Genomic DNA, 14,160 nt, shown 5'->3' with positions numbered 1-14,160 from the left:
GAGGCACGAGCGGCGCGAGGCCCAGGCCCCGACCGGGTTCAGCCGCGCCGCAGCCGGAACCGCTCGGGTGCGGGAGTCCCTGTCGCGACCCCCGCCAGCAGCTCGCCGAAGACGGCGCCGAACTTGAAGCCGTGCCCCGAGAACCCCGTCGCGACCGTGACGGAGCCGACTCGGTCGAGCACCGGGTCCTCCGTCGGGGTCGTGTCGTAGAGGCAGCTGATCGGCGCGAGCGTGTCGACGTCGACCCCGGGCACCCACTGGGAGACGTAGTCGCGGAGCACGGCCTGGCCGTCCGCGCCGGGCGACGGCAGGCGGGCGTCGGGGTGCACCTCGCGACCGGTGCCGTGGGTCCCGACCTTGACGCCCTCGCCCGGGGTGAGCAGCCCGTAGATCGTGCTGACCCTGGCCCGCAGCGCCGGGTCGGTCGGGTGGTGCACGAAGCTCGGCCAGGCGTCGTCGGGCAGCTCCGTCGCGAAGTGGGCGGGCTCCTCCTGCGTGACCCTGACCTCGGGCAGCGACGCTCCCCCGCGCCTCACGAGATCGCCGGCGAGGTAGTGCGCCCAGGAGCCGACCGCCAGCACGACGCTGGTCGACACGACCGTCGAGGAGGCGCCTCCTGCGCCCTCGAGACGGAGCACGACGTCGCCGCCTTCGGTCTCGATCCCCGCGAGGGCGGTCTCGAAGCGGAGCTCGGCGCCCGCGGCGGCGGCGCTGTCGAGCAGCGCCTCGACCGCGTCGGCCGAGCGGACCCGGCCCGCCTGCGCGTGGAACAACACGCTCGTGTCGAAGCGGAGGCCCGGCCAGCGCGCGCCGGCTTCGTCGGGGGTGAGGCGTTCGTGGGCGACGCCGCCGCGCTCGAGCGCCGCCTGGATCTCGTCGAGCACGACAGGGTCGCCGTGGTCGAGGGCGCCGGTGAAGTCGAGCAGGGTGCGGCCCGTCTCGGCCTCGAGCTGCTGCCAGGCCGCGATCGCGTCGCCGGTGAGCCCGACCCAGTCGTCGGCGGTGTAGCCGCGACGGAAGATCCGGCTGGCGCCGTGCGACGAGCCGCGGTCGTGGCCGCGGCCGAACTGCTCGACGAGCAGCACGCGGGCGCCGCCGTCGCTGCCGCCGCCGCTGCTGCCGCCGAGTCGGGCGAGGGCCCGCGCGGTCGCCGCGCCGATCACGCCGGCGCCGACGACGACGTGGTCCCAGCGCTCGCGTGTGCTCTCCGGCACGGGTGCGTCGGCTGGTGCGGGCGTGCTCATGGGCCTCCTCGGGTCTCCGTCGACAGTATCGGCGCGCGCGACGGCCGAGCTACACCCCCTGCCCCGCGCTACACCCTCGGAACAGGGGGTGTACTGCGGGTCCGGGGGTGTAGCTCGCGCGACCCGCCGTGCACGCGCACCGGCACGACGAGCGGCGCCCCGGTCGACGGGTCGGGCACGATCGTCACCGGGTGGCCGTACACCTGCGACACCCGCTCGGCAGTGAGCACCTCGGCCGGTGTCCCCGCCGCGACCACGCGGCCCCGCTCGAGCAGCACGAGCCGGTCGGCCCAGGCCGCAGCGAGGCTGAGGTCGTGCAGCACCACGACGACGGAGGCGCCCGCCGAGGCGAGGTCGCAGAGCGTGGCGAGCAGCTGCTCCTGGTGGCCGAGGTCGAGGGCGGCGGTGGGCTCGTCGAGCAGCAGCACGGGCGTCCGTTGTGCCAGCAGCCGTGCGAACGAGGCCCGGGCGCGCTCGCCCCCCGACAGCGACGGGAACCGCCGGTCGCGCAACGCCGTCGTGTCCGTCGCGGCGAGCACCTCGTCGACGACGGCGTCGTCGCGGTCCGCCTCCGGGCTGCGCGACCACGGGGCACGGCCGAGCGCGACGACCTCCGCGACCGTGAAGGGGAACGCGACGTGCGCCTCCTGCGTCATGACGCCGCGACGACGGGCCCGCTCACCGGAGCTGAACGAGCCGAGGAGGCGCCCGTCCAGCTCCACGGTGCCGCGAGCGGCCGCGACATCGCCGGCCACGCAGCCGAGCAGGGTCGACTTGCCCGCGCCGTTCGGGCCGAGCAGGGCCACGACCTCGCCGGGGGCGACGTCGAGGTCGACGCCGTCGAGGATCGTCGTGCCCTCGAGCTCGACCCCGAGGCCGCGGACGCGCAGGGCGGCGGCGGGGATCTCGCGCTCGGCGGCCACGGCCGCCGAGCTCCCGGCCCTCACGCCCAGCCCCCGGCCCGGCGCCGCGTGCGCCGCAGCAGCCAGAAGAAGAACGGCCCGCCGACGAGCGAGGTCAGCAGCCCGAGCGGCAGGTCGGCGTTCGGCACGACGACGCGGGCCGCGGTGTCGGCCACGAGCACGAGCAGCGCCCCCGCGACCGTGCTGGTCGCGAGCAGCCCGCCGTGCGACGGGCCGACGATCATGCGCAGCAGGTGCGGCACCACGAGCCCGACGAACGCGATGATGCCGGTGAACGCGACCCCGGCCCCGACGAGCAGGGCGACGAGCACGATGGCGACGATCCGCAGGCGCTCGACGTCGACGCCGAGGTGCGCGGCGCTCCGCTCCCCGAGGGCCAGCAGGTCGAGCTTCCGCACCAGCAGGGCGGCGCCTCCCACGCCGACGACGACGATCGGCAGGGCCACCGCGACGTCGGACCAGAGCGCCCCGTTGATGCTGCCCATCTGCCAGAAGACGATCTGCTCGCGCGCCTGGGTGTCGGCGAGGAACGTCAGCAGCGCGATCCCGGCCCCCGCGACCGCGTTGACGGCGATGCCCGTGAGGACGAGCGTGACGACCTCGGTCCTGCCGCCAGAGCGCGAGAGGCCGTAGACCAGCAGGGTCGTGACGAGCCCGCACGCGAAGGCCGCCGTCGGCGTCACCCAGAGACCGGCCGACACCCAGCCGAACACCACCGTCGAGGAGGCACCGAGTGCGGCCCCGGAGCTGACCCCGATCACCGCGGGCTCGGCCAGCGGGTTCGCGAACACGGCCTGCATCAGCGTGCCGGCGGCGGCGAGCGCGGCGCCCACCACGAGGGCGAGGGCCACCCGCGGCAGCCGGATGCCGGTGACCACCTGGTCGACGAAGCGGGCGTCGGGGTCGCTGGGGGCGCCTCCTGCGCCCCAGGCCCTCAGCACCGCGCCGACGACGTCGCGTGGGGCGACCGGGTACTGCCCGATGCCGGCCGAGAGCACCGCCACGACGACCACGAGGACCACCAGCACGACGAGGGTGAGCGAGACCAGCCGGCGGTGCCGGGTGCGGTGGTCGAGACGGCGGGCCGTGCGCGGGTCGACGTGGTCGTCGGTGCGATGGTCGATGCGGAGGGACACTCGGTAAGGATAGCCTTACCTACATGTCGTCCCCCACCTCCTCTCGCTCGACGCCCGCCGCCGCCCGCTCACGACGACGACGGACGGGTGTCGCGACGGGGCTGGCCCTGGGCGTCGCACTCGTCGTGACGGGTTGCACCGGCGCGGGAGGCGCGGCGAGCGGCGACGGGACGAGCGGCACCGGCACCGGAACCGGCTCCGGCACCGCAGCCGCAGCCGCAGCCGCGACGCCGCTCGACGAGCTCGAGCTGCCCGACGACCTGCGCGCGCTCGAGGGCCCGTCGACCGCGGTGCTCGCCTCGGACGAGGTGCTGCCCCTCGTCGAGCCGGGCGTCGCGAGCCTCCCCGTCGAGGTGACCTCGCGCGACCTCACCGGCGACACGGCGCAGGTCGTCACCGACACGTCGCGGCTGCTCGCGCTCGACATCTCGGGCGCGCTCGCCGCCACGGTCACGGGTCTCGGCCTCGGCGACCTGCTCGTCGGGCGCGACGTCTCGACGACCTTCGACAGCGCCGCCGACCTGCCCGTCGTCACCAAGGAGGGCCACTCGATCAACGCCGAGGCCGTGCTCTCGCTCGAGCCGACGCTGGTGATCACCGACGGCAGCATCGGGCCGACCGACGTCGTGCAGCAGCTCCGGCAGTCGGGCGTGACCGTCGTCTACGTCGAGAACGAGCCGTCGCCGGCCGGGGCAGGCGACCTGGCGCGGTCGGTCGGGGCGGCCCTCGGCGTGCCCTCCGCCGGGGAGGCACTGGCCGACGCCGTGGGCACCAGGACGAAGGAGGTGCGGGCCCAGATCGCCGGGCTCGCCCCGGCCGCCGAGGCGGACCGGCTGCGCATCGCGTTCCTCTACCTGCGCGGGAGCGCGGGCATCTACTACCTCCTCGGCGAGGGGACGGGTGCCGACGCGCTCGTCGAGGGCCTCGGCGGCGTCGACGTCGCCGCGGACATCGGCTGGGTCGGCGCCCGGCCGATGACCGACGAGGCGCTCGTCGCGGCCGACCCCGACGTGTTCCTCGTGATGACCGGCGGGCTCGAGAGCGCCGGGGGCGTCGACGGCCTGCTCGCGGCGAAGCCCGCCGTGGCGATGACCGCGGCGGGCGAGCACCGGCGGTTCGTCGACATGGCCGACGGACAGGTGCTCAGCTTCGGCCCCCGCACCCCGGAGGTGCTCGAGGCGCTGGCCCGCGCGGTCTACGCCCCTGGGCAGTGACACGTGCAATTCGGGAGTTCGCGACCCGCACCTCCTGAATCGTGCACGACTCAGGACCGCGACTCCTGCACGACGCGGACTCAGGACTCAGCATCCTGAATGAGGAGACAGCCGGACGGCACCGAACGTCACGGTCCGGTAACAGGCGGAGGCAATAGTTAGGCAAGCCTTGCCTTAATGAGGCTTACCTAAATACGGTGCAGGTGTCCCCGGCGGTCGAGATCGACCTGCCCCTCCGACACTTCTGGAGCTCTTCTGTGACACCACTCCCGCGCGCCTCGGCGCGCCGCCACCTGTCCCTCCTCGTCGCCGCGTCGCTCGTCGCCGGCGCCGGCCTCGTCGGCCTCGCGAGCCCCGTCGAACCCGCGTCCGCGGCACCCGTCGACGCGACCGCCGGCTCCCTCAGCTGGGGGATCGACGCCGACTACCGCGCGACCTTCGCGAACTACCGCACGGCCACGGCACCGGCCTCGTTCGTCGACGACCGCGCGACCTTCCCCCTCACGAGCGGCTCGTGGGACGACGCCTCGCAGCAGGGCGAGCTCGCCTTCGGCGGCACGGCGCGCATCGGCTACGTGCTCGGCAGCGACGCCCAGGTCGGCACGGCCCAGGGCAACTACGTGCACCTCGGCTCCCCCACGGTCTCGATCTCCGGAGGTGTCGCCACGATCTCCGGCACCACCGCCGGCTCGTCGCACGACCTGAACCCGGCACTGCCGACGGCGGCCAAGGCGACGCGCACCTTCGCGACGGTCGACCTCTCGGCCGTGCAGGCCGTCAGCACGCCGACCTCGATCACCTGGACCGCCGCCCCCGCCGCGATCACCGCCCAGGGCGCCCAGGTGCTCGCGCTGCTCGCGGGCTCCGACGCGTCGCAGACGCCGCAGGTGCGCGCGACCGGGTCGTCGCTCGACCCCGTCACGATCACGGTCGACCGCACGCTCGCGGCCGAGCCCGAGCCCACGCCCGAGCCGAGCACTCCGACCGAGCCCGAGCCGACGCCCGAGCCGAGCACGCCCGACCCGACGACCCCGGCCGAGCCGACCACCACGCTCGACACGACGACGAAGGTGGCGGCGGTCACCCCCGCCCCGGTCGTCGCGCCTGCCCACTCGACCTTCACCGCGACGGTCGCCGCCGACGGCACGTCGACGCCCACCGGCACCGTCGCCTTCAGCGCGACCCCGGCAGGATCCACGACGCCGGTCGACCTCGGCAGCGCGCCCCTCGTCGACGGAACGGCGACGCTCACGACGCCCCTCGCCCCCGGCGGCCACGCGATCTCGGCCGCCTACGCGGGCGGCACCTCGGGCAGCACCGCGTTCCGCGCCTCCTCGGCTCAGCTGACGGGCACCGGCCAGGGCGCGACCTCCGCGGCCAACTGGTCCGTCGTCGACGCGTCGCAGCCCACGGCGTGCACGCCGGGCAGCTCGGCCGTCAGCACCTCCGACGACGTCACGGCCCGCTGGGGCTGGTCGGCCTACAGCTCCGGCTGGACCAAGACCGCAGGAGGCGGCATCTCGCTCGCCGAGGACGGCCAGACCTTCGCCCTCACCGGCGGCACCGCGACGGGCGACGCGGACTGCGTCGTCGTCGACTTCACCGGCACCATGAAGGTCGCGGCCTACGCGAGCTTCTTCCCGCCCGCCGGCCAGTGGGTCGAGCTCGTCGACCCGTCGCTGACGATCGCGTCCGACGGCACCGGCACCTGGAGCGCCGGCGTCCGCACCGGCGTCGGCGCGGAGAACTCCTCCGCGCCCGTCGAGACCGTCGTCGCGGCCGCGACCGGAGCCTCGTTCCCCGACCTCGCCGCCGACGGAGAGCTGACCGCTCCCCTGGCCTACGAGGGCACCACCGCGCAGGGCACCTGGAGCCGCGACTTCGACGACGCCTGGTCGAACGCCTTCGTGCTGCAGGTCCCGAGCGCCGTCCGCGCCTTCTACTACACGTCGGGCACCACGGCCGCGAACGCGACCAAGCCGCCGTCGCCCGTCATGCTCGCCTGGGGCGCCGCGCCCGTCACGACCCCCGAGCCCGAGACGCCCGGCGGCGAGACCCCCGACCCCGGCACCGTGCCCGAGATCGGGCAGGGCAACCTCGCCTGGGGCTTCAAGGACTCGTGGCGCGGCTACCTCGCGACCATCGCGGCCGGCACCACGGCGGTCTCCGGAGGCGCCACCATCGCCCCCGACGGACGCTTCGTCTTCGACCAGGTCGACGGTGGCGACTTCGACCCCGCCACGGGCCTCGGCACCATCCGCTACACGGGCGCCGTGCTCTTCACGAGCGCCTCGCACGGCTTCAGCATCGGCTTCGCCGACCCCTGGGTCACGACGACCGCCGACGGCGGCTCGGTGCTGACCGCGCGCACCTCGACCAGCGACACGGCCGGCCTCGACTCGACCGAGCGGATCGAGCTCGTCCGCCTGGCGACGAGCACGGCGGTCCCGGGCGCGGCGGCCGCGGCCTCGGCCGGCGGCGCTCCCGCCGTGAGCCTGCTCGCCGCCCTCGACGCCGCCGCAGCGCCGACCGACCGCTGGGACGCGGTCGCCGGCACCTTCAGCGACTCCCTCTCGCCCGCAGGCTGGGAGCTCTACCGCGGCCAGGCCGCCGACCCCGTGTCGTTCGGCTTCCGCACCGCGGTCGCCGAGCCCGGCGGCGAGACCCCGATCGTCGCCCCGCTGCCCGGCGGAGGCGTGGGTGCAGGATCCGGGAACGGCACGGGCACCGGAGTCGCCCCGGCCGGCACCGGCACCGCGACCGGCACCGCCGCCGGGCAGGACCGCTGCGTGGCCCGCGCGGTCAGCGGCGCGACCCTGAGCTGGGGCGTCAAGGAGAGCTACCGCTCGTACATCACGGGGCCGATCGCCAAGGGCGCCGTGTCCCTCGACGGCGTGACCACCACCTCCGGCGGGGCCTATGCCTGGTCGGGAGGCTCGGGCTCCGTGAACACCGAGGCCGGCCGTGGGTCGGTCGCCTGGGGCGGCGGGGTGCACTTCACCGGCCACGGAGGCACGCTCGACATGACGATCTCGGCACCGCGCGTGCAGCTCGTCTCGGGCAGCCAGGCGAGACTCGTCGTCGACATGACCAGCAAGCCGATGGCCGGCGGGGCAGCAGTCACGACGAAGGGGCTCGCCCTCGCGAACCTCGCCCTCGGCCAGGGCTCGCGCACGGCCACGGACGGCACGCTCGGCTGGTCGGGCGTCCCCGCGACGCTGACCGCGGCGGGCGCCGTCGCGTTCGGCGAGTTCTACGACGCGGGCGAGGCGCTCGACCCCGTGTCGTTCTCGCTGCCGCTCGGCGCGACCGTCGCCTGCGACGGCAGCACCGCGGCATCCGGGTCCGACCTGGCCTTCACGGGCGGCGGCCTGGGCCTCGGCGGCCTGCTGCTCGGCTCGCTGCTGCTGCTCACCGGGCTCGGGGCGGTGGCCGTGCGCCGTCGTCGCGCCGGTGTGCTCCAGGCCGCACCCGCGGCCTCGTTCCAGGCCGCAGCTGCGCCCGAGGTCGCCCGTGCCTGAGGCTCGTGCTGCTCGTGCTGCAGGCGCCGCCCGGCGCCGCACCGCCGCGGTGGTCGTCGGGGCTCTCGCCCTGGCGGCCGCCGCGGCGGTGCTGCCGGCCCCCTCGGGAGCCGTGCCCGGTGCTGCCGCCGCGACCGGCGCCTCCTCGTGCACCGTCTCGGGGGCGACCCTGAGCTGGGGCGTCAAGGAGTCGTTCCGGTCGTACATCAGCGGCTCGATCGCGAAGGGTGCCTGGACGCCCGAGGGAGGCGCGACCTACGCGACGCCGGCGTTCGGCTGGTCGTCCGGGGCCGGCGAGCTCGGCGACGACGCGGCTGGCGACGTCGCCACCGGCGACGTCGCGTTCACCGGCAGCGTCCGCTTCACCGGCCACCAGGGCGTGCTCGACACGACGATCGCCGACCCGGTGCTGCGCTTCACGTCGCCCACCACGGCGCAGCTGCTGCTCGACGTGGCCGGGACGACGCAGGAGGGGGTGGCCGTCAGCTCGCCGGACGTCCCGTTCGCCGACGTCGACCTCACCGCCTCGCCCGTCGACCCGGCCACGGGGGCGCTCTCGTTCGCGGGCGCGCCGGCGACGCTGACCGCCGAGGGAGCCGCCGCGTTCGGCAGCTACGAGCCGGGCACCGCCCTCGACCCGTTGACCGCCGACGTGCCGGTGGCCTGCACCGCGCCGGTCGACGTCGAGGAGGCGGCGGTCGCCTCCGACGCGGACCCCGGAGCGTCGCAGACGGCCACGTCCGCGCCCGCGGCGGCGTCGGGCTCAGAGGGCGCGAGCGCGAGCGCCGACGCGGGTCCGACGACCGCGGCCCTGGCCTGGTCGGCGGTCGCCGCCGGGGCCCTGCTCGGGGCGCTGGCGTGGCTCCTCGTGCGCCGTCGACGACTGGCCGTCAGCGCATCCCCCACCGCACACGACGACGAGGAGACACCGTGACGATCACGACCACCGCCGCTGCACCTCCCACCGAGGCCGACCTCGCCGTGCCCCCGGCGCCCGTACCGTTCTCCGAGCTGCTGCGCACCCGCACGCGCAGCGGCCACGGGACGAGCAGCCGGGCGAGCTTCATGTCCGACCTGATGCGCGGCACCTGCAGCAGGGACGACCTCGTCCGCCTCCTCGCCCAGTACTGGCACGTGTACGGAGCGCTCGAACAGGCGGCGGTCATCGCGGCCGCACACCCGGTCGCGGGCGCGTTCGTCACCGACCGGCTGACGCGGCTGCCGTCGCTCGAGGCCGACCTCGGGCACCTCGTCGGGCCCGCCTGGCGCGACCACCTCGCCGCCGTGCCCGCGACGGTCGAGTACGTCGACCGCCTGCAGAAGGCTGCCGGCTCGTCGTCGCCGACCGCGTTCGTCGCGCACCACTACACGCGCTACCTCGGCGACCTGTCGGGCGGGCAGCACATCGGGCGCGCCCTGCGGCTGCGCTACGGGCTGCCCGACGAGGCGACCTCGTTCTTCACGTTCGACGCGATCGCCGACCCGACCGCCTTCAAGGACGAGTACCGCGCCCGGCTCGACTCCCTCCCCTGGGGAGAGGCGGACCAGGAGGCGGTGGTCACGGAGGTGCTGCACGCCTACGACCTGAACGCCCGCCTCCTGGCCGAGCTCGACGCCGAACGCGGCCTCGGGCCCTCGCCGGACCCTGGTGCCGCGGTGCGCCCGGTCGCCGTGGCGGGAGCAGCCTCGTGAGCCGCGCCGACGCCGACGCCCGGCGGCTGCCCTTCGGCGACGACGTCGTGGAGGCGGTCCTCGCGCACATGCGCGACGACCACGCCTCGGACGGGGTCGTGATCGTGCGGCGGCACGGGGCCCCGGGGGCGACGGCCGCGCTGATGCTCGGCTTCGACGCGCTCGAGACGACCTGGTCGGTCACGGACGCCGACGGCGCCGAGGGCGTGCTCACCGTGCCGTGGCCCGCGCCGATCACCGACCGCGCCTCGGTGCGGCGCCAGGTCGTCGAGCTGTTCGACGGCCGCTGACGCGCTGGCGGCCGCGCCCCCGGGCTGTCCCGACGCGAATGCGACAAACCTCCGCGGGGCCCCGCGTCGCTTTGTCGCCTTCGCGGCGCGACCCGCGCGGCGCGACCCGCGCGGCGCGACCCGCGCGGCGCGACCCGCGCGGCGCGACCCGCGCGGCGGCCTCGGCGGCGCTACGCCGCGGCCGCCAGCGCGCCCCCGAGGAACGCGGCGAGCGCCGCCGTCGCCGAGAGCGACGACTCGCGCTCGACGTCGGGGTTGTAGTTCGTGTTCGTGTTGACGTCGTAGGGCACGACGCGGCCGTCGACGGTCTCGATGAACTCGACGCCGGCGACCTCGATGCCCTGGGCGGCGAGGAACTCCTCGAGCCGGACCACGAGCGGGTGCTCCGCCGTCACCGACGGGCGCACCGCGAAGGGGGCCCAGGTCGCCGGGTCGGCACCCGCCGGGACGACGCACGCGTCCGCCGGGCACAGCTCGAAGCTGCCGGCGGACGTGTCGACCCTGACCGCGTAGACAAAGCGGCCGCCCACGAACTCGGCGCGGGTGACGAACGGCTCCTCGGCCTGCAGGTACTCCTGCAGCAACATCACGCCGTCGGCGGGCTGCTCGGGGTCGGGGCCGTCGACCCAGGCGTCGAACGACTCGAGGTCGTCGAACCGGCGGACCCCGATGCCCTTGCCGCCCTGGTTGTGCTTCGTGATGAACGGCGTCGGCAGCTCGCGCGCCCGCGCCTTCAGGTCGTCGGTGCCGAAGACCGCGACCGTCCGCGGGACGTCGAAGCCGTGCGCCGACAGGGCCAGGTACTGCGCGACCTTGCTCACCTCGAGCTCGACCACGCCGCTGCCGTTCACGACCCGGCGACCGTGCCGCTCGGCCCAGCGCAGGGTCGCGCGCGCCACCTCCTTCGCGGTCGCCCTGCCGCGGGTCGCGGCCGACGCGCTCAGGCGCGACCAGAACACCCCCGCAGGAGGCGCGGACGAGAGGTCGAACGAGCTCCCGTCGAGCAGGTGCTCGGCGTGCGGCACCCCCGCGTCGTCGAGCGCGGCGAGCAGCGGCGGCAGCCACTCCTCGTTGTCGTGCAGCACGTGGACCACGGGCGTCTGGTCGAGGGGCTGCGGGGTGACGGCGTTCGGCACGGCGGAGCTCATCCCCCCACCCTGCCCGCCGCCGCCGACACCCGCACGCCGGTGACGGCTCGTGACGCGACCCGCTCGCTCGCCGCCGGTCATGTCGTGGGCCAGGCGAGTTGCCCCGATCTGCTGCCCCCACGTCCTCCCGCCAGCAGTTCGGGGCAACTCGTCGGCCTCGACGTCAGCTGCGGGCGCGCGGCCCGAGGCGCTCGAGCTGGGTCACGTGCCGCGGCTCCAGCTCCTCGAGCGAGTGCGCGCCGAGCAGCTTCATCGTCCGGACGACCTGGTCCGAGAGGATCTCGATCGTGCGGTCGACGCCCTGCCGCCCGCCGGCCATGAGCCCGTAGAGGTACGCCCGCCCGATCAGCGTCGTCTTGGCCCCGAGCGCGACGGACGCGACGATGTCGGCGCCGTTCATGATGCCGGTGTCGACGAGGACGTCGGTGTCAGCGCCCACCTCGCGCACCACCTCCGGGAGGAGGTGGAAGGGGATCGGCGCCCGGTCGAGCTGCCGCCCGCCGTGGTTCGACAGCACGATCCCGTCGACTCCCGCGTCCACGAACTTCTTCGCGTCGTCGACGCTCTGCACGCCCTTCACCGCCAGCTTGCCCGGCCACATCTCGCGGATGATCCGCAGGTCGTCGAAGCTGATCGTGGGGTCCATCGCCAGGTCGAGCAGATCGCCGACCGTCCCGCCGGTGGCGCTCAGCGACGCGAACTCCAGCTTGTCCGTCGTGAGGAAGTCGTACCACCACCACGGTCGGGGCAACGCGTCGAGCACCGTCCCCAGCGTCAGCTGCGGCGGGATCGAGAACCCGTTCCGCTTGTCCCGGAGGCGCGCCCCCGCGACCGGGGTGTCCACCGTGAAGAAGAGGGTCTCGTACCCGGCGGCCGCCGCCCGCTCCACGAGGCCGTACGAGATGTCGCGCTGCCGCATGACGTAGAGCTGGAACCAGTTCCGCCCGTGCGGGTTGGCTGCCTTCACGTCCTCGATCGACGTCGTCCCCAGCGTCGACAGGGTGAACGGGATGCCCGCCGCCGCCGCAGCCGAGGCGCCGGCCGTCTCTCCTTCGGTCTGCATGAGACGGGTGAACCCGGTCGGCGCGATCGCGAAAGGCATCGCCGACGGCGCCCCGAACACCGTCGCCGTCGTGTCGATCTCGGCCACGTCCCGCAGCACCTCGGGATGGAACTCGACGTCCTCGAACGCCTGCCGGGCCCGCGTGATCGAGATCTCCGCCTCCGCGCTGCCGTCCGTGTAGTCGAACGCGGCCTTCGGCGTGCGGCGCTTCGCGATCGCCCGCAGGTCCTCGATCGTCAGGGCGGCCTCGAGGCGACGCTTGCGCCCGTCGAGCTCGGGCTTCTTGAAGCTCAGGTACTCGAGCAGCTCGACGGGCTTGGGGAACTGACGCTGGACCACGGTCTCAGCCTTTCTTCGGGGTGGCGGCCGCGGTGGTCCGCGGCTCGTACCGGACTGGGGAGGAACTGCGACGCACCAGGGCACGCAGGGACTCGAGGCTCCCGTGCACGAGACCGGCTGCACGGGCCTGGACGAGCACGTTGCCGAGCGCCGTGGCCTCGACCGGCCCGGCCAGCACGGCGCATCCCGTGCGGTCGGCGGTCAGCTGGCAGAGCAGCTCGTTCTGCGAGCCGCCCCCGACGACGTGCACGGTCCTGATCGTGCGGCCCGAGAGTCGTTCGGCGTCGCGCAGCGTCGCGGCGTACGCCGCCGCGAGCGACTCGAGGATGCTGCGCACAGTCTCGGCGCGACCGCGCGGCGGCTCGACGTCGTGCTCGACGCACCACGCCTCGATCCGTGCCGGCATGTCGCCCGGCGGCGTGAAGCGCTCGTCGGTGGCGTCGAAGACGGCGACGGGCCGGGTCACGGCCGCCGCCTCGGCGATCAGGGCCGCCAGGTCGCTGCTGCGCTCGGCGGCCGAGACGGCGGCGGCGCCCGAGATGCCCGAGGTGCCCGAGCGGCTCCACGCGCGCATCGACTCGCTCAGCAGCCACAGGCCCGACACGTTCTTGAGGAACCGCACCCGCCCGTCGACGCCGCCCTCGTTCGTGAAGCCGGCCGCGCGCACGTCCTCGCCGAGCAGGGGCGAGGGGAGCTCGAGGCCGACGAGCGACCACGTGCCGCTCGACACGTACGCGGCGTCGTCGCCCGTCAGCGGCACGGCGACCACTGCCGACGCGGTGTCGTGCGAGCCGACCGCCGTGACCCCGAGCGACGCCGGTGCCCCGATCGCCGCGGCGACCGACGGCAGCAGCGGCCCGAGCGAGGCACCAGGGTCGACGAGCGGCGCGAACAGGTCGGGGGCGAGCCCGAGCCGGCCCATCAGCTCGACGTCCCACTCCCCCGTCACCGGCGACAGCAGACCGGTCGTCGAGGCGTTCGTCCGCTCGGTCGCGGCCGTGCCGGTGAGCCACCAGGAGAAGAGGTCAGGCACGAGCAGGGCACGATCGGCCGGGGCGAGCACTCCCGACGCGTGGTCGGCGGCGAGCTGGAAGACGGTGTTGAAGGGGAGGTGCTGCAGGCCGGTGCGGGCGAAGAGCTCCGCGGGCGGGACGACGGCGTGCACCACCTCGACCCCCGCCGCCGACCGCTCGTCGCGGTAGTGGGACGGAGCACCGAGGAGGCGGCCGTCACGCAGCAGCCCGTAGTCCACGGCCCAGGAGTCCACCCCGATCGACGCCACGCCCGGCTCGTCGCGGAGGGCCTGCGTCAGTCCCGCGGCGACCGACCGCCAGAGCCCCAGGACGTCCCAGTGCAGGCCGACGCGGCCCGCGCCTCCTGCGCCCTGGCCGTCGCCCCGGCCCAGGGGCACCGTGACCGGCTCGTTCGCGAACCGGGCGACGTGCTGCAGCCGGACGCCGTCGCGGTCGACGTGGCCGAGCACGACCCGACCGCTCGTCGCACCGAGGTCGACCGCCACGACGACGCCGCCCGACCTGCCCGACGGCACCGGGCCGGTCTCGCTCATCGCGCGTCCCTCGTCGCGGACTG

The 14,160-nt window shown here is 75.1% G+C and carries 11 protein-coding genes; 5 read left to right on the top strand and 6 right to left on the bottom strand.

The annotated features are described in order from the left end of the window. Window positions 1-38: 38 nt before the first annotated feature. From JOE35_RS03750 to JOE35_RS03740, 3 genes are all read right to left on the bottom strand, one after another. On the bottom strand, window positions 39-1,244 hold the full coding sequence (locus JOE35_RS03750; protein ID WP_209559923.1) for an FAD-dependent oxidoreductase: 1,206 nt from the start codon (window positions 1,242-1,244) through the stop codon (window positions 39-41). A gap of 68 nt (window positions 1,245-1,312) precedes the next feature. Beyond that, window positions 1,313-2,191 (bottom strand): heme ABC transporter ATP-binding protein, encoded by an 879-nt coding sequence (locus JOE35_RS03745; RefSeq protein WP_307802925.1) that lies wholly within the window; start codon window positions 2,189-2,191, stop codon window positions 1,313-1,315. Continuing rightward, window positions 2,188-3,303: an iron ABC transporter permease gene (locus JOE35_RS03740; protein WP_307802924.1), complete on the bottom strand. Its 1,116-nt coding sequence runs from the start codon at window positions 3,301-3,303 to the stop codon at window positions 2,188-2,190. Before JOE35_RS03740 ends, JOE35_RS03745 begins: the two co-directional genes overlap by 4 nt. Window positions 3,304-3,326: 23 nt before the next feature. On the opposite strand from JOE35_RS03740, the gene JOE35_RS03735 reads away from it, so the two are divergent. From JOE35_RS03735 to JOE35_RS03715, 5 genes are all read left to right on the top strand, one after another. Then, entirely contained in the window at window positions 3,327-4,517 is a 1,191-nt protein-coding gene (locus JOE35_RS03735; protein WP_209559922.1) for a hemin ABC transporter substrate-binding protein, read from the top strand. Between the two features lie 257 nt (window positions 4,518-4,774). Further along, window positions 4,775-8,038 (top strand): HtaA domain-containing protein, encoded by a 3,264-nt coding sequence (locus JOE35_RS03730; RefSeq protein ID WP_209559921.1) that lies wholly within the window; start codon window positions 4,775-4,777, stop codon window positions 8,036-8,038. Continuing rightward, window positions 8,031-8,972, top strand: coding sequence for an HtaA domain-containing protein (locus JOE35_RS03725; protein ID WP_209559920.1), 942 nt, complete (start codon window positions 8,031-8,033; stop codon window positions 8,970-8,972). Before JOE35_RS03730 ends, JOE35_RS03725 begins: the two co-directional genes overlap by 8 nt. Then, window positions 8,969-9,730 (top strand): biliverdin-producing heme oxygenase, encoded by a 762-nt coding sequence (locus tag JOE35_RS03720; RefSeq protein WP_307802923.1) that lies wholly within the window; start codon window positions 8,969-8,971, stop codon window positions 9,728-9,730. Before JOE35_RS03725 ends, JOE35_RS03720 begins: the two co-directional genes overlap by 4 nt. Then, entirely contained in the window at window positions 9,727-10,020 is a 294-nt protein-coding gene (locus JOE35_RS03715; RefSeq protein WP_209559919.1) for a DUF2470 domain-containing protein, read from the top strand. Before JOE35_RS03720 ends, JOE35_RS03715 begins: the two co-directional genes overlap by 4 nt. A gap of 170 nt (window positions 10,021-10,190) precedes the next feature. On the opposite strand, the gene JOE35_RS03710 is transcribed toward JOE35_RS03715, so the two are convergent. The 3 genes from JOE35_RS03710 to JOE35_RS03700 form a co-directional block, all read right to left on the bottom strand. Beyond that, window positions 10,191-11,168, bottom strand: a complete 978-nt coding sequence (locus tag JOE35_RS03710; RefSeq protein WP_209559918.1) for a RimK family alpha-L-glutamate ligase — start codon at window positions 11,166-11,168, stop codon at window positions 10,191-10,193. 163 nt (window positions 11,169-11,331) lie between these two features. Then, window positions 11,332-12,570: an alpha-hydroxy acid oxidase gene (locus tag JOE35_RS03705; RefSeq protein WP_209559917.1), complete on the bottom strand. Its 1,239-nt coding sequence runs from the start codon at window positions 12,568-12,570 to the stop codon at window positions 11,332-11,334. Between the two features lie 4 nt (window positions 12,571-12,574). Continuing rightward, a complete protein-coding gene (locus JOE35_RS03700) occupies window positions 12,575-14,137 on the bottom strand; it encodes a rhamnulokinase family protein (RefSeq protein WP_209559916.1) in 1,563 nt (520 codons plus the stop codon). Window positions 14,138-14,160: the final 23 nt, after the last annotated feature.

It is taken from the genome of Frigoribacterium sp. PvP032 (genome assembly GCF_017833035.1).
GTDB lineage: Bacteria > Actinomycetota > Actinomycetes > Actinomycetales > Microbacteriaceae > Frigoribacterium.
The sequence above is the reverse complement of the archived record's forward strand: the minus strand, read 5'-3'. Positions and strand labels throughout refer to the sequence as shown.